Here is an 18,173-nt window from a genome sequence, read left to right as displayed (position 1 = left end):
GGCTTTTCATTTAACCTAGAAACAGTTTAATATCATCTTCAACAGTTCCAATGCCTGCGATACCAAACGTATCTACAAGAACTTTCGCCACATTCGGTGATAGGAATGCTGGAAGCGTTGGTCCAAGGTGGATGTTCTTAACACCTAGTGCAAGTAGTGCAAGTAAAACGATGACCGCTTTTTGCTCGTACCATGCGATGTTGTATGAAATCGGCAGTTCGTTGATGTCTTCAAGTGCAAAGACCTCTTTTAGTTTTAGCGCGATCACAGCAAGTGAGTAGGAATCGTTACACTGACCTGCATCCAAAACTCTTGGAATACCGCCGATGTCGCCAAGGTCCAGTTTGTTGTACTTGTATTTTGCACAGCCCGCTGTAAGGATTACTGTATCCTTCGGTATTTCCTGTGCGAACTCCGTGTAGTAGTCACGTGACTTCATTCTACCGTCACAACCCGCCATCACGAAGAATTGCTTGATCGCTCCTGTTTTAACCGCATCTACCACTTTGTCGGCAAGGGCGAAGACCTGAGCATGAGCGAAACCGCCGACGATTTTTCCTTCTTCTATTTGAGTTGGAGCCGGTAGCGTCTTAGCCATTTCGATGATCGCGCTGAAGTCTTTCGTACCCTTTACTTCATCGATGTGTTTGCAGCCTGGGAATCCTGATGAACCGGTTGTGAAGATTCTTTCAACCACCTCACCCTTTGGCGGTACGATGCAGTTTGTGGTGAAGAGTACTGGTCCGTTGAATGTCTCAAACTCCTCTTTTTGCTTCCACCATGCGTTACCGTAGTTGCCTACCAGGTTGTCGTACTGCTTGAATTTAGGATAATAGTTCGCAGGAAGCATCTCTGAGTGGGTATAGACGTCCACTCCAGTCCCTTTGGTCTGCTCAAGCAGCATTTCAAGGTCGTTCAGGTCGTGACCTGTGATTAGAATCGCGGGATTGTTTCTTGTGCCCAAGTTGACTTCTGTGATTTCCGGGTTTCCATAAGCTGTCGTATTCGCCTCATCAAGGAGCGCCATGACTTTCACACCAAAATCACCGGTCTTAAGCGTAAGCGCGACAAGTTCTTCTGCGCCAAGAGTGTCGTCCGTTAATGCAAGTAGAGCCTCTTCGATGAAGGCATTGATCTCTTCGTTCTCCTTGCTTAAGTGCAGCGCATGCATACCGTATGCAGCCATACCTTTCAGACCGTAAGTGATCAGCTCTCTTAATGAACGCACGTCCTCGTTTTCAGTCGCAAGTACGCCGACAGTCGCTGCTTTTGCTTCAAATGACGCTCTAGGCGCAAGCCAAGTCGCCGAATCGTGCAGCACCTCTGGTAGATCGATGTTGTTTTTGATTAGTCTGAGCTTAACAGCCTCTCTCTCATTGATAGCTGCTTCTATCTTACTTAGGAAGACGTCTTTGTCAAAGTTCGCGTTTGTAATCGTCGCGAACAGTCCGTCTAATATTAGCTTATCCGTTTTCGCCTCATTCAGGTTGTTCTTTCTCGCAAGTGAGTTGTACTGGGCGACACCTTTTAAGACGAACAGCAGCAAGTCTTGCAGGTTCGCCACATCTACAGGTTTTCCGCATACGCCTACTTTTGTACATGCCACACCGCCCGCTGCTTCCTGACACTGATAGCAATACATTTCCTGTGCTGTCATATCCTTTGTGCTTATCATGTCTTCCTTACCGAAAAGTTTGTTGATGATTGATTTAATAGCCATTCTTGTTCTCCTCTTATGTTTCGCATTTGATTCGCGTTGATTTCTAAACATAGTATAGCGGCAATTGAACAATATAGGCGTAACCGATGTTACCGCTGGAGAAGCAAATAAAAAAGGCGCACACATGTGGCTGACATGCCGCGCCCTACTCCTATGCTTTTCCTGTCATTGCTGATGTAATCACCGATTCAGGAAACCCATGCCTTTTGAGATCCTCGACGATCAGGGTGTTGTCATAGGGTACATATATGATTTCGGCCTCTACTGTTTTGTCGAGTAGCGAAAGCAGCACATAGGTCGCTTCGATCGATCCGATTTTTGGCTTTCCGACACTTCCTGAATTGATGTACCATTTATTGCCAAATTGTTCGATTAAGGGAAAATGTGTATGCCCGGCAAGCAGAATGTCCGCATCCAGGGTCAGCATTATCGATTCGGTGTTGTCCCCATCCGCATACATGTATTCAGAAATATTGTCAGGACTCCCGTGAACACATTGAAGGGTAAGGCCTTCAACAACCATGAGATGTTCTGGCGGTAGGCACTCGAGGTATTCTCTGTTCTCTTTAGTGATGTGTTTAGCCATAAAGCTTCCTACAACATCCTTCGGATGATCGTTTCTCAAGTACTTAAGGTCGTGGTTTCCCATGATTGTCGTTGCACCTGAACTTTTGATTAGGTCGATCACTTCATTTGGAAATGTATGGTATCCAACGAGATCTCCAAGGCAGATAATACCGTCAACCCCTTGCCCTTTGATGTGTGTAAGTACTTCTTGCAGTGCGACATGATTGCTGTGTACATCAGATATTACCGCGTATTTCACTCGAATTCCTCCTTTTGATGATAAATGGTAAAAAAATACACGTTCCACGTGAAACTAATACCATATTTTTACATTAGCTCCTTACCTGTCGCTTTCATTCTCACGATCGCTTCAAAGGTGTCTTCTGTGACCCTGTAATCGACCGCAGCACCCAGTTGTTCAGATAATCTGCTGACGATGTAAAGCCCAAGTCCTCTTCCATCGAGCGACTGTCTGTTTCCCCTATACCCAGCATAGCCTAGTTGTTTGACATCTAACTCTATTTCTGCCGTCTTTTTGTTATGGATCGCGATCTCGATGAAATCACCTGATCTTTCGACCTTGATAGAAACAAATCCAGGTGCAAGCGCATACTTCTGCGCATTGACAAGCAGGTTTAAAAGAATCGACTTCAGTTTGATTTTATCGCTGTAGAGGATTGGACGCACGTTCTGAGTCAGCATCACAGTCAGTCCTCTTTTTGAAAAGTTATACTCGGTTCGCTGAACCACTGCCTTTAAAAAATCATGCAACTCGATGTTCTCAAGATGTACCTGCTCGAACTCTTCTGCCAGCTCCTCGGCGTTTTCAAGGCCTTCCACCAGCCGAGACAGTTCATGGACCTCTTCTAGCATTTGACCGACCCGGTCGCCATCCAGTTCGACCATACCATCCTTGACGGCCTCCAACTGGGTTCTTACGATGGACAAAGGCGTTTTCACTTCATGTCCCATCTGTTCCATCATCCGCCTCCTAAGCTGGGACTGAACCGACAGCGACTGCGCCATGGTATCGATGGACCGGTTCAGTTCGTCCAGTTCCTCAATCCCGCAGTCTTTACGTGCGACGACCTTGTAGTCCCCTCGTTTTACTTTCTGGGCTACCCCGATCGCGCCGTATACAGGCGCAGTGATTTTTTTGGACATATGCCTGCCCAGTAGGATGATGAAGATGGCACTCAAGATTCCAGCGACGGACATCGAGATCAAAAGCGTCTGCTTGAACTCCATTGCAGCAACTGATGCGTTAAAGTCGCCCTGGTACCTTATGATCAGATTACCGACTGTTTTTCCGTCTACTGCGAGCGTTCTCTCTTCAGTTTTCTCACTGATCATGCGGTTCATCATATTTCTATGGTCTCTCACTTCTCCTGCGACCATGATCGTTTGACCCTCTTCGCTCTGTATCGCCAGAATGTAGCCTGTGCCGGAAAGGATATTTTCAAGTTCATTGAACTCAGTCTTAAACTCCTCTTCAGTCGACGCGGTGATCAATTCCAGCACCTGTTTTTCGAGCATGTCGAGCTTGTCCTTATGCTCCTTGAACAAAAAGGTGTTGAACTTTTGGTTGATCACAAGCGTCGTCGTAAGAAAGATAAATCCGATCATCAGTACGAGAGCGATCAGAAGCATTCTGGTGAAGTAGCTGTTCAGTTTCATAATCCGCCTCCGTAATAATACCCTATTCCATACTTTGTCCGTACAATCTCTGGACTTTTTGGATCTATTTCGATTTTCTGCCTGATATTTTTGATATAGGTATCTATATTGCGCGGAGTCGCTTCATAAGCGTAACCGAAAGTCAGTTCAATCACCTGTTCACGCGATAGGACACGGCCCTTCTCTTTGACCAGGGTCATTAAAACACGTACCTCGTTGGTGGTAAGATCGATCCGGTTGTCATTAAAAAAGAGTTCATAGGTCTTTGTGTCGATATAAAGCTCCTTGCTAATTTTAAGTTGTTCCGCCTTTCCGTAGGTTCTGATAAGAATCCTTTTAACCCGGTGCACAAGTTCAATATTGCTGTAGGGTTTGGTGACATAGTCATCCACTCCTAGCTCAAACCCTTTGATACGGCTTACTTCATCGGATAGCGAGGTAAGCATGATAACCGGTAAGTCGGAGCTTTCACGTAGTTTTTTTAAGATATCCTGCCCGCCATAGATCGGGAGGTTGATATCAAGAATCATCAAAGAAGGCAGTTCACCTTCTAGCGCGTTCATTGCCGATAGGCCATCCATAAACTGGGTGACCGAATAGGACTCTTTTTCCAGATACGCTTTTATGATGTCCGATATGCTTTTTTCATCTTCCACTATCCAAATCGAATACGACATAGCCACCTCCTTGTCTTATTATACCCCATATAATGAATAAAAACGCTCCCTTGGTGGGAGCGCTCAATTCATGCTTTATCTGCTGCTAATCCTGTGTGTCTTGATTGAAACAAGGGTGTGAACCGCGTGTAAAGCCGTCAGGTCTTTCGAAATCACCGTTTCTTTGTCCGAACATACCCATTCCTGGTCCGCCAGATCCATGCATCCCCTTACCCAAGCCATACATGCCTCCACTGAAAGTAAATCCGTTTTCCTCGTGATAGGCTTCCATCTCTTCCATGTGCTCCAACCATAACTCTGCATCTTCCTGAGTCAGATCACCTGATTCGACAGCTTCGCCTATTCTTTCGGTTCTCCATTTGAGCATGTCGTTGAACCACTGCGGTACTTCTTCTGTATCCGCAAACGATGCAATTCCTATAGCTCCAAATGCCAGTACCAAGGTCAATATGATCGCGATATTCTTTTTCATGTGACACCTCCATCTATTTGATAGTTTAACTATAGCCCATAAATGTGTGCCAATTATGTGTCAGGTTGAAAGAGGACATTTTCCCTCAATCCGATAAACCTTGTTTTCCTTGATGTGCATTGTGATATCCACGCCAAATGCCAGCCCCTCGCCGTTTTTACAGCATACGCCGGTCACTTGGTCCGCACATGCCTTAAAATCGGTCTGAGACAGCTTTGAAACGACTGAGATGATCTTTGAATCCTTGACTGCCTGTCTAAAGAGCTGTAGATGGACACTTTCTATATCTGCAGGGACCCTTGACTGCTTAAATGTGTTGCAGCGCTTACAGCTGCTGACAAGATTAAAATAGTCGCAGGTGCCGCCTTCTGATTTGGGTTCATAGTGGTCCAAGGTGACTTGCCCAAGCTTGAGCTGCTTTTCGCAGTAGTAGCACCTTTGGTCTTCTCTTAGATAGATGTATTTTTTATCGATATAGTTGGGTTTCATTTAAGATGTGATTTCCTCGGTTGAAGTCTCGCTGCTTGCATCAACCTCTTTAAAGGTCAGTCTGATCTGTTTTCTGCTCATGATGAACGAAGTAAGCACCACGATGCCCGCACCAACAAAGACAAGCATGCTCGTCGCTGAAAAAATCGGCATCACAAACGCGCTGATCACGACCATAAGCGGCATTCCGATGCTCGCAAGCATACCTATCAGACCGAAGACCCTGCCACGCATGTTCTCTGGAATGATCTGCTGCTCAAAGGTGATGATCGGCACCGTAAAACTAGGCAGTGCGAATCCGACTGTGAAATGTGTCACTGCAAGGATGATCGCAGCTGTCAGTTCTGGATAAGTTAGTCCGAATGCGAACGGGAGCCCCATAAACAGTACGCTGAGCCCTATGACGCACGCATAAAGATAAGTGCTCTTATAAAGCGGACCTGGACCTCTTTTTCCAAGAATCAGGCTGCTTACCAGTATTCCTATGGATAAAATCGCTTCGATCAACCCGATCGTCACACTGTTCATCTTGAGTATTTCATTCATCAGGTATGGAAGAGGCACTCTGATGCCAAGTCCTATAAGCATGTTGATGCCAAGTGACAGTCCGATGATGTATACGATGATTTTCTTTGATCTGATAAACTGAAAGGCTTCTTTATATTCTGAGCGCATGGACCCTTTTACAGGCTTTTCTGTTTTCGCTACCTTTTTTCTGTTGAATGTGAAGTCGATGAAGCTTTCTGAAAGTCCGGACATGATGAACGACAAGCCATTGACAAGAATGATGGTCTCGATGCCGAAATTGAGCATGATTCCACCAAGTGCAGGGCCTATGATATCCGCTGCGGACATTGCCGACTGGGCGTATGAGTTTAGTTTGAACAGTCCGTCATCCGATACGATATCCGGTTGAGCCGCCTGAAACGCGATTTCAAAGAAAGTCTGTACAAGACTGAGTACGACGATGACCGCATAGAGCGAGGTGATCGATACGGTTGACTGGAACAACAACAGCAGCACCACTAGCCCGCTGATCAGGTCTCCGCCGACTACCAGCAGTTTTCTGTCGATCCGGTCCGCAAGTACGCCTGCATATGGAGATATGATAAGCTTCGGTAACGAATAGAGTATGATCGAAATAGCGAGTCCCATCGCTGAACCGGTTGTTCGCAGTATGTAAATCGCCAGAGCGAAGGTGAATGCCATTGTACCGGTTTTCGATACGATAATACCGGCAAGCATAAGCCTTATGTTCCGTAATTCCTTCACTCGATTACCACTCTTGTTTTCCATAATGCTCCCCCCTGAAATTGTGTGAATACTCCGCAACTTCAAATATACCTAAAATTTGGGCATTTAACAAGAGTTTTGTAACATTTTCTTAATAACTGATTCAAACTACTCGAATACCACCTCGAACTCAAGCACCACTCCTAGGCGATTGACCTTGATATAGGCCGCTTCTCCAGATTTGTAGCTATAGAGGGCGGTCAAGAGGTTATGAAAATTGTTGATCACAACACCGTCGATATGTGTGATGATATCATCCTTCTTGATTCCAGCGATTTCTGATACTGATCCCGGAAGGACCCTCATGACCACTATACCGCTATCCATCGTTGAATATTTGCCCGTCAGCTCCTGATAGGTAGTAAGCGGAAGTGCCGATACACCAAGCTCCACCGCATTGAAAGCTCCGTTTTTTGTAACTTCTTCGACGATCATCTTTACGCTGTTGATCGGTATCGCAAATCCAAGACCTTCTGCCGTATCCATCTTTATGGTGTTTATGCCGATCACTTCCCCTTTTGAATTCACAAGAGGTCCGCCGCTGTTTCCAGGATTGATCGATGCGTCTGTCTGAATGAGGTTCTCTATCACAAACGTCCCATCCAGCTCAATGGTCCTGTCCAGTCCGCTGACGATTCCTGAGGTCACTGTTTTCTGAAATTCCAGCCCCAACGGGTTTCCAATCGCAATGGCCGTTTCACCGATGACAAGCTTATCCGAATCTCCCATTCTTATTGGAACCAACTCAAGTGCGTCTACTTTGATCATGGCAAGGTCAAGCCGTTCATCAAGCCATATGACTTGACTTTCAAGCTGCGTACCCTCGGACATGATCACAATCACGGTATCCGCCTGACCCTTTTCGATCACATGGGCGTTGGTGAGAATATATCCGTCATTTGTGACGATGACTCCCGTTCCCACAGCTTCGTACCTTACTTCCTCGATGCCAACTCCTCTAAACGTCACAGAAGAGATTCCAACGACTGAGGGCATGACATAGTCTGCCGCACTTGCTATCGTAAGATCTCTAGTGAGCCCTATTCTTTGCTGCTCTTTTAAGGAGTCAAGCTCAGAGCTGTAGTAGCTGAAGATCATGTAGTGAGAAAGCAGACTGGCACCTACCACTACGACTAGACTCACAATCACGATCCATGTAATCTTTGAACTTTGTTTTCTATGATAATAATTGGACACGACAATCCTCCCTTATTTTCGTCTATTAAAAAAGGTACCCAAAAGGGTACCCTAGTAACGAAACTATTTTCCGCCGATCCTGAACAGTTGACCGACTCGATCTCTATACGTCAGGTCTAGGAACACATCCGATCCAACTTGAATGTCATTTTCATAAAACATACTTTTTGCCGTCTCATATGCGAGTTCCGGGGTATTGTTGTCTTTTGACAGATGTGCCAGTAGCACAGTGGACACCCTACCTGTGGTAATCGCACGAATAGCCGCTTGGGCACATGCTTCATTGGATAAATGTCCATGGTCCCCGATCACTCTTCTTTTTAAGGGATATGGATATTTTCCCATCATGAGCATATCCACATTATGGTTTGATTCGAGCATCAGAAGATCGGAATCTTTGATCTTGTCGACCATCTCGTCCGTGATATGACCTAGATCCGTAATTACAGCTATTTTTGATGAGTGGGTTTTAAAACTATAGGCTACAGGATCTACAGCATCGTGTGAGATGGACATCGGCTCCACTTCGATATCCTTGATGTGAAAGGGTTTTTCATTATCAAAGAGTACGACCTTCGAAGGGTCGACTTTTCCAATTTTTTTTGATACCCTGTCCCAAGTCGCTTGGTTCGCATAGATCTTCATGCCGCATTTTCTGTGCATGATTCCCACGCCTTTGATATGGTCGATATGCTCGTGGGTGATAAGTATTCCGTCGATCGTCTCAGCCTCTATGTTAAAGTGCCCGAGACCGTTGATGATATACTTTCCGCTGAGCCCCGCATCGAGCAAGAGCCTGGTGTTCTTACTTTTTATAAGTTGACAATTTCCGCTACTGCCACTTGCCAGAGATGAAAATTCTAAAGCCATGAGGTCATTCCTTTCAACAGTGTCATTTGTCCTATTATATCACGTCAAAATAAAATTACCATCACTCGACATCCAGAGCCTCGATCAAGTAAACCTCACCGCTTGTTGAATGGAATTTATAGTAAGGTGAAGCTTCTCCTGAAAGGATGTCGGTATTGAAAATCGAACCTTTTAGGCTGTACCCTATCGTTATCGAGTCGATCACTATCCTGTCGATTTCACTCTCTTCATTGTAAACCTCGCCCAATAGTCTGAACAAGGCGACAGAAAATGGAATAAGAGACGTGCTTTCATCCTCTTCATAGCTTATGCTCAGCCATTTCCGTTCAAGCGACTTTACGTGATCGCCATTGATGATGATCTTCATATAGGAGCCTTCGATAAAGTAGTTGCTGAATGTTTGGGAATAGATCAGTTCAATTCCCGTGCCTGTAAGCTCAGACCTTACAAATTCATAATCGTCATTAAGGTGAAGATTACCCGAGATAAACGCCTCTGCAATCTGTTTGGCGGTGTCGATGGTCGGATAGACGATTGGCGTATCCAAATTTTCATCCTCGATCGCTATAAGCCTCATCGTATATTGATTTTCAAGACTCAACCTATAATCGCCATCGATGTATTCCACTTGCCCTTCGGAATTTTCAAGTTTCTCATAGGGGTCCTTAAGCATGATAGGGGCCAGTACATCAAGATCATAACCGATAAAGGCCGCATTGATCACCGGCATCGTCTCGATAGTCGGCAACCTGACCGAGCTCACATCGATCTGTTGGGTTGAAAGGATGCTGATCAGATCTGCAACCCTTGAATTCTCGTCGACGATGTCCTTATCCATAGATTTATTCCAAATAAAGTATCCGATAATCAGATTGGTGACAATCAATGCGATGATCAGAATATTTTTTGTTTTTGACCACTCCATAAATTACCTCAGTAGCTTTCTAAGACTCGATTGGTGAAATAGTCAATATAATAGACCCGATCTCCAAAAGTGATCGCATATGCAGGCACCAGTTCGTTGTCCTCGTTTAGGACATAGGCCATGTAAAAATCACTGATCGCCTTAAGTACCATGTCATTGATCTGTTCTCTTGTTAAATCGAGATATCCGTAACCGCTATCGTTTTTAAAATTCTCGTAGAAGAGATTGAAGTTCTCTTTTTTGTCGATCATGCTGTAAAAAGGATCGATCTCCGTATTTCTGTTGTAGGACAGCTTTGTATAATAATTCTTGATATTTCTCGTAAAGGAACTGATCTGTTCCCCATATACATCAGCCTTTACGCCCGAAAAACCCTTTAGGTCGATCACTTTCGTGTTATCGATCCTATACTCGAACTCAAAACCGAATCCATCGGCATTTCCCTGTCTAAGCTTTGTCACTTTCGACAGGTAAATCCTTTCCGATTTACTTCCCAGTTTTTCAATGGTATCCAGTGCCACATTAAGGTTCAATAAGAAATCTCGACGATAGTTTTTTTGATAGTCTATCTTCTCTGAGTATTCCAGGGATCCATCAGGCGTTACCTTGAGCGCTTTATCGCCATAGCCGTAGAGTAGGACAATCGCACCATTTACATCAATAACCTCTTGAACAAAATTCAGTCTCGAGCCAAATACATTCTTTGCGAGCGACTGAATCTCAATGCTTTGCGACGCATCGATTTCATTGACTACTTTGATCGGCACAAGGGATTCAAGCTTACCCTCTGGAATCAGCACCTCGTTTTTCCTGCTTCTGAAACTGCTGCTTTCATTATTGTTTTTTAAGTAGAATCTTTCTGATACCGTCTTATAGACACTGTTTGATTTATCTTTCTCGATCTGGTCGACAAAATCTATACTGTCGTAAATCGTTGTTTTCGTAATCACTTCAAAATAATTGTCACCGTCATAGATGTAAAACCTATCGCTGGTACGTGAAATAAACATGAGCTTTTCAACAAACTCAATTTTCCCTGTATAGACTGTCTCTTCGTTTGTCAAAAGCGTTAGCAGAAGATCGGTCGGGAATTTGGAGGGCAGCACAAATTCGACAGACTTGAATTTTCGTTCTTCATAGTATCTGTCCGTACTAATTGGTGATTCAGTTAACCTTTGTTTGATACCTTCTGCTATCGAGGGTTTAAATGCATCGAAGATGTCCTCTTTATCAAAAAAAAACGTCGTCATTTTACTACGTCCAAAGCTGACGTTTACAGCTTTGGGTTCTAGTAAATACGCGACGTCATCTCTAATTTGAGTACTTGACGATAACTTCTCTTCCCTCGTTAAAACAGAGTCGTCCATCCAAAGACTTCTAAGCAAAACAATGATTAAGCCAAATAGCACGGCTATGACAATGCTCTTGATAGTCTCCCTGGTCATGGGTTCCTCCAAATTACTGTATTGTCCAAATTTCAGTAAGTTCTTCCTTAACGCGGTTAATCATTTCTAAGGCAGCTTCATCTTCTTTTTTAATCGTGATGTTCATTTTATCAACGACTAAGTCGCCTGTCTTGGCATCTTCAATAATGAGCTCATACCTTCCAGTGTTGATATCCCTTACAGTCATATTGAAAAACGGCAACGCCCCTTCAATTACAACTTTTGTATGATCAACGATGTTTATTCTAAACATTGATTCATACTTGTCCTGCAGGTCCAAATAAACGACTGCGGCTTTTTCATACGCTTGTCGTTTTAAGTGTAAATCATTCAAGTTACGACTCAAAAGCTTACGTTGCAGTACAAGTGTGTTAAGTAAATCCTCTTCAAACGTCAGTCTTGCCTTGTTATAGGCTAAAAGGTAAGCGTCATAGGATGACTTTAACTCTAACCCGGCACTGACATATGCTTCTTGCAAGACATCCCTTGCCATCTCTTCGGCAAAGACTCTATCACTTACTGCTGTGATGATAGGGTCAAGAGGAACATCCAACGATGAAGGATCTGCTTTCAGTGTGTCCGTTGGCGCATCAAGCGCAATCTGATTCAGCTTTTTCACTTCAGCAGTTACAAGGCTGATGCGCGGCTTATCAAGTCGAACCAAAGTAAGCACCGCGTCCACATCTTCATTTACCTTCAAGGAGATAAACAGATCCTGCGTGTGCATCACATCACCGTAAGCGTTGATTTTTGGAGATACAATCTCAACTGGTGGTAGTTTCCCATTATTCGATTCTGTCGCAAAGACCGCTGTACAAAGCATCAACAGCATCAGTACGGTTAATACTATATGTCTTTTAGACATGCTCAAGCCTCCTAATGGTTTATTGATAGAAGCGTACCCTGCCTTTGTGTCTTCAGTCGTCTTACACAGTTAGGCATGGTATTTCACTTTCATCATAAATCATTATAACTTTTTTATATTACAATTGAGTTACAGTAAAATTAAAGGGATTTTACAGTTAGAAGCCTGTTGGAACCCTCAATTTTACAGTAGTTCCAGTACCTACTTCACTTTCAATATCTATGTAGCCATGATGCAGTTCGACTATCTCTTTTGCGATGGCAAGCCCAAGACCGGTGCCGCCTTGTTCTCTAGACCTTGCCTTGTCCACTCTATAAAATCTGTCAAAAATCTGGCTCAGATGCTCGCTTCCGATACCAAATCCGGTGTCGGTGATTTTAATCACGACATTGTCGCTTTCTTCAATTACCATCAACTTGATTTTTCCGCTCTCAGGCGTATATTTGATCGCATTCGATATCAAATTGGTGATCACTTGCTCCATGCGGTCATAATCAAAATAGGCTCTGATTGACTCCTTATCGCTCACAAGGCTTATCTGCTGCGACTTGGACTTAACGTGAACGTTCATCTTGTTGATGACCGTCTTCACAAGGGTCACCCAGTCGTTTACCTCCACCTCGAGCGAGGAGCGGCTTGAATCGTAATTGGACAATTGAAGCAGGTCTCGAACCAGTCGTCCCATCCTGTCCGCTTCATCATTGATGACACTTAAAAACTGCTGTGTCGTTTCATGGTCGTCCACCATTCCGTCCATCAGGGTTTCAGTATAACTTTTTATGCTCGTAAGGGGAGTCTTTAACTCGTGGGAGACATTGGCGACAAAGTCGCGCCTCATGTTCTCCAGTCTTTGATGCTCGGTGATGTCCTGGAAGATGAGGATGAATCCTTCTTTTTCTCCCTTTTCATTTGCAAAGGGTTCAAATCTGACTCGATAGGTCACACCGTTGAGTTCCACCACTTCATTGCCGTTCCATTCCGGGTGCCTGTTGATCAGCACATCAAAATGAAGCACTTCGGGCAGCACATCCACAAGTGTGTCATAGTCCTTTGTCACTTTCGCATCGTTTGCCCTGAGAATGTCTAAAGCTCTTGGATTGATATGGAGGACTTCACGTAGTTTTGTCACAGCGATCAGACCATCCGCCATGTTGTTGACAATCGCCTCAAGCTTGTTTTTTTCTCTTGATATCTCATTCAGACTTAGTTTGAGCTTTCTGGTAAGGTGGTTGAACATCTCAGCAAGCTTACCGATCTCATCATCTGATTTGACCTCTACATACTGGTCGAAATCACCTCGGGCCATCTTGAATGCCTTTTCTGTCACATCGTTGATCGGACCTGTGATGCTCTGTGCGATGATGACGCCGAGTACGATCGTAATGCTAAGTGCCAAAACCGTTGATTGTAAGATGATCATCTTCGCCTTTTTAATGGTCGAATCCGTCTCTTCAAGATTGTATCTCAAATAAAGGAGACCGGAAATTCCATCCTTTGTCTTGATGGGATAGACCTTATCCATCACACGCAAGGTACCTGACTGGTCTTGAAGGTTGATGATCTTCTTTTTTTCAATTCCCATCATACCTGAAATCAATAGGTCCGGATCACCAACCTGATCTGCCCTGATATCTGGATTCGTCGAACTGGTCGCGATAATTCTAGTGTTCTGCATTACAAAAATTTCTTCTCGAAAACCAAGCGCTTCCTGGTTCTCGATAAGCTTATTGATTTTATCACGACTAGCGCCAAGGTCACTATATAGTTGAAGGTCGGGTAGCATCAGTGCTGACAATGCATCCAACCTCAACTCATTCTGTTCCTTATTGTACTGATCAAAAAACTCGATGATGAATACTCCGGATATGACAATGGCAATCAAAACCAGCATGATGAAAATCGTTACGAATTTCCATCTGATGCTCTTAAACATAGTGATCATGCCCTCCTAAAGTAGTATCCCACACCGCGTTTTGTAATGATGTACTGCGCATTTGAAGAATCGTCTTCAATCTTCTCGCGCAGTCTTCTGACGGTCACATCCACCGTTCTTATATCGCCAAAATACTCATAGCCCCACACATCCTTCAGCAGGTGCTCACGAGTGAATATCTGATTCTCTTGTGAAGCCAGGAACTTAAGCAACTCGAACTCCCTGAGTGTGAGTTCGATCATCTGCCCGCGCTTCTTTACCTCGTAGCGGTCCAGATCGATGATCAAATCACGTGCTTCGATAATCTTGTTTTCATTATTGTCCGTTTCCAAATCAATGCTCACTCTTCGTAGATTCGCCTTCACACGGGCAATCAGTTCTCTCATGCCGAAGGGTTTAGTGATGTAGTCGTCCGCACCAAGTTCAAGACCCAATACCTTATCCACTTCTTCTTCTTTGGCAGTCAACATGATAATCGGGGTATTGAACTTTTCACGTATCTTTCTACACACCTGGAATCCATCAAGTTTTGGAAGCATGACATCAAGAAGGATCAAGTCCGGCTGTTCTTCAAAAGCGCATTTAAGCGCTTCCTCACCATCAAAAGCGGTGATAACCGTATATCCTTCTTTGACTAAATTGAATTTTAAAATATCAGAAATCGGTTTTTCATCATCTACAACCAACACTTTTTCGTTCATGATTTGCCCCCATCCATCTTTCTCGTCAAAAGTTTAAGTATTTCTCGGGATTAACCGGTACATCATTGATTCTCACTTCAAAATGCAAATGCGGACCCGTACTGCGTCCTGTATTCCCACTTAATGAAATCTGTTGCCCTTTTAACACTTTATCGCCATTTTTAACTAAAAGCTTTGAGTTATGGGCATACAAAGTCGTCGTACCGTCGCCGTGGTCGATTTTCACCAGCAAGCCATAGGTTCCCTGGTTACCCGAAAATACGACCGTACCGCCTGCTGCGGCATAAATAGGAGTTCCTTGCGGCATGGATAAGTCAATACCGCTATGGTAACCGAGTGATCGGTTTCCATAACGCGAGAACACGATATACCCGCTTGCAGGTCTTTGCAGGTTTCCAGAAGCTACCGTTGCCGGAGCTGTCTTGGTCCCTGTGTACATCACAACAGGTTTTGCCTCTGTCAGCGTCATTTCGCTTTTTATGACGCGTGCCACTTCCGTTTTGTTTTCATAAACCACTTCCGCGTTTACTTGCCTTACGCCGGGTGTCCCCGCGACTTTGACACGCTGCTCGCCGACATACAAGGAACTCGTGGGCTCTGTGGTGGTTTGCGGTTTAACTTCCACCACATACTCTTCAAGTACTTTGGTCTCTACAGTGATCAGAGGCTGCTGCATGTTCAATCTAATCTCATCACCGATCTGGAGGTACTTCTTCTCACTCAAGATCGGATTTGCCGCGATAATGTCCGATACATAGATGCCGTGGACTTGCGCGATTCCAGAAACCGTATCGTTCTCCTTCACGGTATAGTATTTCGTCTCAGCTCCGCCGTTTCTAATGTACTCAAGTACGTCTTCAGCCTTTTGATAACCGCCGAATGTCCATGGTTCGACATAATCATGCTTTATTTTAACGTTTTCTAAAAACCCGACTGAAACCAGGGTCTGTTTTTCTGTCAGTTCGACTTCCATCAGTTTATCAAGGATTTTCTGCGCTTCGTTTGTCGTACTGAACTGCGCGAGCACCTGTCCATTTACCAGTAAGTTGACACATTCTACTTTAAAGGGTGTCACTTGTTCATTCAAAATGAATCCGGATGTCCATCTCAGATCCACTTCTTTCAATGTCTTTGTGTTATTTTCAGTCATGATCTCTTTGATTTTTTCAACTTCATATCCTATAGAGTCCGTTGAAGACTCTGCATTAGAAGTGGAAAGAACGGGGCCCATTGTTCCCCCAAGAACCGGAAGCGCAACTAAGGCGCAAACGCATAAACCTGCGATGATCTGGATCCTATTATTTGTTTTCAACCGTCTCAGGCTATTTTCAGTCTTCAATCTTATTGAAGATAAATGCTTTTTTATCCTAATCGACATTTTAACTCCTAATCATTTCACTCAAATAAAATACGTCACATTCAATCATAACTGGTTTTTGGTCGAATTAATATTACAAATTTGTAACAACTTATATTAAAAGACCGTCAATGATTTCTATTGCATTGACGGTCTATCGTTTAAAATTTCAAATATTTAGTTGGATTAACCGGAACATTGTTTTTTCTTATCTCAAAGTGCAGATGAGGTCCCGTACTTCTACCTGTATTTCCACTAAGAGCGATTTTTTGACCTTTAAATACCTCATCACCCTTTTTTACAAGTAATTTTGAATTATGTGCGTAATAAGAGGACAGGTTTCCACCGTGGTCGATGATCACGAGCAGGCCGTAGGTTCCTTGGTTACCCGAAAAGATAACCCGTCCGCCATCAGCTGCAAGAACCGGCGATCCTGTAGGAAGAGCCAAGTCGATACCCGTATGCATGCTTCCCCATCTTGCTCCAAAAGGAGAACTGACATGGTATCCCCTTGAAAGCGGTCTAGCGAATGTACCCGTACCGATTCTCGGTGGAGGTGGTTTCGTTCCCACATACAAGACCTGTGTCTTAGGTTCTGAGATGACTGTTCGCGATACTTCCGTTGTTTTTTCCTTGACTTCCTGTCCGTTTATTTTTACGACGTCTTCTACGACCTCGACTTTACCGTTGACGCCGCGAACCTTTACAGAAGACTCGCCTTCATAAAGGTTACTGTTGCCTTCCTCCACTTTTGAGTAGGCGACACTCACATATCGTGTAACACGCTGGGTGGTCTGAACATTTATCAGCGGTACAGGTACTACAAGACTTAGCTCCTGATCGATCTGCAAGTATTTTTGTGAAGCTGCCGCTGGGTTTGCAGCGATCAGCTGACTTTCTCCCATGCCGTGTCTTTCAGCTATTTGAGAAAGTGTGTCTCCTGCAACTACTTTATAAACTCTCTTTTCATTCGTACCTATACGGATAAGCTCTTCAATAGCCAGTTGATCGGCATATGTATCAAAGTCATAGATGGATACTTCTTCATGCTCTAACCCTACATTCTCAGCAAATCCGACTGCTAAAAGTTCCGCGTCTTCCTGGACCTGCGATGCGATGATATTGTCAAGAATCGCTTGTGGCTCTTCTTCATTTCTAAAATATCCAAGCACTCTTCCATTTACCCGGAGCACATAACACTCCTTATAGGCATTGAATAGCGTAGGAATCTCAACGAACTTTGACATCTCTTTAAACGAATAGCTAGAAGGACCCACTATTTGTGAGGACTCCAAATTCATAGGCTCGCTCTCCGTCACAACCGCTTGTTCTTTTTCGGGTACCGAAAGGTCAAACGCATCCACAGGCTTATCTATCTGTACTGTAAATGAATTCGTTGCCGTCGTGCCGACATAGCTGACCATGCTCATCGTTCCCACTGAAAACGTCATGACAGCTGCAACACCTGCAGCCACTACTTTTTTATTGTTAATCAGTCGTTTCAGATTCACATGCTTATGGTCTGAAAAGACAATCTCTCTTTTGCTTGTTTTTTGCTGGAAACGTTTTCTAACATCGGCCGATGTCACACTTTTGATAAGTGATTGTAACGCTTCCAAAGCATTCTTAACCCTCTCTTCAATGTTCATTAAGCTCTCCCTCAAGTATAAACATCTCTATGTTGCTTCAAATGATGGTCTAAATATTCTTTTCAAGTATACCATAAGAAAGATTAAATTATCGCAATGTTTGGCAAAAAAAACACCTTCAAACATTTTTTTTTTAGTATAAAGAGGTGCTTTCCAATCTATTCCAGTCAAGGTACAACATCATGTAGGTATGCTTTAATCCCCTACAACATTTGCAGATGCTGATAATGACAACACTTAAATATTACAAATAGTTAAAATGTCATCATGATTTCCTGACTCTTTGAGTACAAATACGTGCAGTGATAGTCCCTTTACGTTATAATAAAGAATAGA

General features: G+C 43.9%; 16 protein-coding genes. All 16 read right to left on the bottom strand.

Annotated elements, in window-relative coordinates:
• Nucleotides 1-10: 10 nt before the first annotated feature.
• The gene (gene hcp / locus DWB64_RS15210) at nt 11-1,642 is read right to left on the bottom strand and encodes a hydroxylamine reductase (protein WP_129489170.1); all 1,632 of its coding nucleotides are present in this window, start codon (nt 1,640-1,642) and stop codon (nt 11-13) included.
• Nucleotides 1,643-1,871: 229 nt separating this feature from the next.
• Nucleotides 1,872-2,546: a metallophosphoesterase gene (locus tag DWB64_RS15205; protein WP_164980437.1), complete on the bottom strand. Its 675-nt coding sequence runs from the start codon at nt 2,544-2,546 to the stop codon at nt 1,872-1,874.
• 68 nt (nt 2,547-2,614) lie between these two features.
• Nucleotides 2,615-3,964 carry a HAMP domain-containing sensor histidine kinase gene (locus DWB64_RS15200; protein WP_129489106.1) on the bottom strand — a complete coding sequence of 450 codons (1,350 nt, stop codon included), beginning with the start codon at nt 3,962-3,964 and terminating at the stop codon, nt 2,615-2,617.
• Nucleotides 3,961-4,641, bottom strand: coding sequence for a response regulator transcription factor (locus DWB64_RS15195; RefSeq protein WP_129489105.1), 681 nt, complete (start codon nt 4,639-4,641; stop codon nt 3,961-3,963). The genes DWB64_RS15200 and DWB64_RS15195 overlap by 4 nt, the downstream gene beginning before the upstream one ends.
• Nucleotides 4,642-4,726: 85 nt before the next feature.
• Nucleotides 4,727-5,113 (bottom strand): DUF2680 domain-containing protein, encoded by a 387-nt coding sequence (locus DWB64_RS15190; RefSeq protein ID WP_129489104.1) that lies wholly within the window; start codon nt 5,111-5,113, stop codon nt 4,727-4,729.
• Between the two features lie 60 nt (nt 5,114-5,173).
• Nucleotides 5,174-5,602: an HNH endonuclease gene (locus tag DWB64_RS15185; protein ID WP_129489103.1), complete on the bottom strand. Its 429-nt coding sequence runs from the start codon at nt 5,600-5,602 to the stop codon at nt 5,174-5,176.
• Nucleotides 5,603-6,898: an MFS transporter gene (locus DWB64_RS15180; protein WP_129489102.1), complete on the bottom strand. Its 1,296-nt coding sequence runs from the start codon at nt 6,896-6,898 to the stop codon at nt 5,603-5,605.
• Between the two features lie 105 nt (nt 6,899-7,003).
• Nucleotides 7,004-8,092, bottom strand: coding sequence for a S1C family serine protease (locus tag DWB64_RS15175; protein ID WP_129489101.1), 1,089 nt, complete (start codon nt 8,090-8,092; stop codon nt 7,004-7,006).
• Nucleotides 8,093-8,155: 63 nt separating this feature from the next.
• Nucleotides 8,156-8,962, bottom strand: a complete 807-nt coding sequence (locus tag DWB64_RS15170) for an MBL fold metallo-hydrolase (RefSeq protein ID WP_129489100.1) — start codon at nt 8,960-8,962, stop codon at nt 8,156-8,158.
• A gap of 61 nt (nt 8,963-9,023) precedes the next feature.
• Entirely contained in the window at nt 9,024-9,887 is an 864-nt protein-coding gene (locus tag DWB64_RS15165) for a hypothetical protein (protein WP_129489099.1), read from the bottom strand.
• 204 nt (nt 9,888-10,091) lie between these two features.
• Complete coding sequence (locus DWB64_RS19680; protein WP_371682612.1) at nt 10,092-10,235, bottom strand: hypothetical protein; 144 nt, start codon at nt 10,233-10,235, stop codon at nt 10,092-10,094.
• Nucleotides 10,236-11,345: 1,110 nt separating this feature from the next.
• Nucleotides 11,346-12,197, bottom strand: coding sequence for a hypothetical protein (locus DWB64_RS15155; RefSeq protein WP_129489097.1), 852 nt, complete (start codon nt 12,195-12,197; stop codon nt 11,346-11,348).
• 157 nt (nt 12,198-12,354) lie between these two features.
• Entirely contained in the window at nt 12,355-14,130 is a 1,776-nt protein-coding gene (locus DWB64_RS15150) for an ATP-binding protein (RefSeq protein WP_164980436.1), read from the bottom strand.
• A 5-nt stretch (nt 14,131-14,135) separates the two neighbouring features.
• Nucleotides 14,136-14,834, bottom strand: a complete 699-nt coding sequence (gene yycF, locus DWB64_RS15145; RefSeq protein WP_348983852.1) for a response regulator YycF — start codon at nt 14,832-14,834, stop codon at nt 14,136-14,138.
• 22 nt (nt 14,835-14,856) lie between these two features.
• A complete protein-coding gene (locus DWB64_RS15140) occupies nt 14,857-16,209 on the bottom strand; it encodes a M23 family metallopeptidase (protein WP_129489094.1) in 1,353 nt (450 codons plus the stop codon).
• Nucleotides 16,210-16,349: 140 nt separating this feature from the next.
• Nucleotides 16,350-17,837: a M23 family metallopeptidase gene (locus DWB64_RS15135; RefSeq protein WP_129489093.1), complete on the bottom strand. Its 1,488-nt coding sequence runs from the start codon at nt 17,835-17,837 to the stop codon at nt 16,350-16,352.
• Between the last annotated feature and the right edge of the window lie 336 nt (nt 17,838-18,173).

Origin of the sequence: Fusibacter sp. A1, assembly GCF_004125825.1 — a bacterium.
Lineage (GTDB): Bacteria > Bacillota > Clostridia > Peptostreptococcales > Acidaminobacteraceae > QQWI01.
Note: the sequence above shows the minus strand (reverse complement) of the source record. Positions and strands in the feature narration are given on the sequence as shown.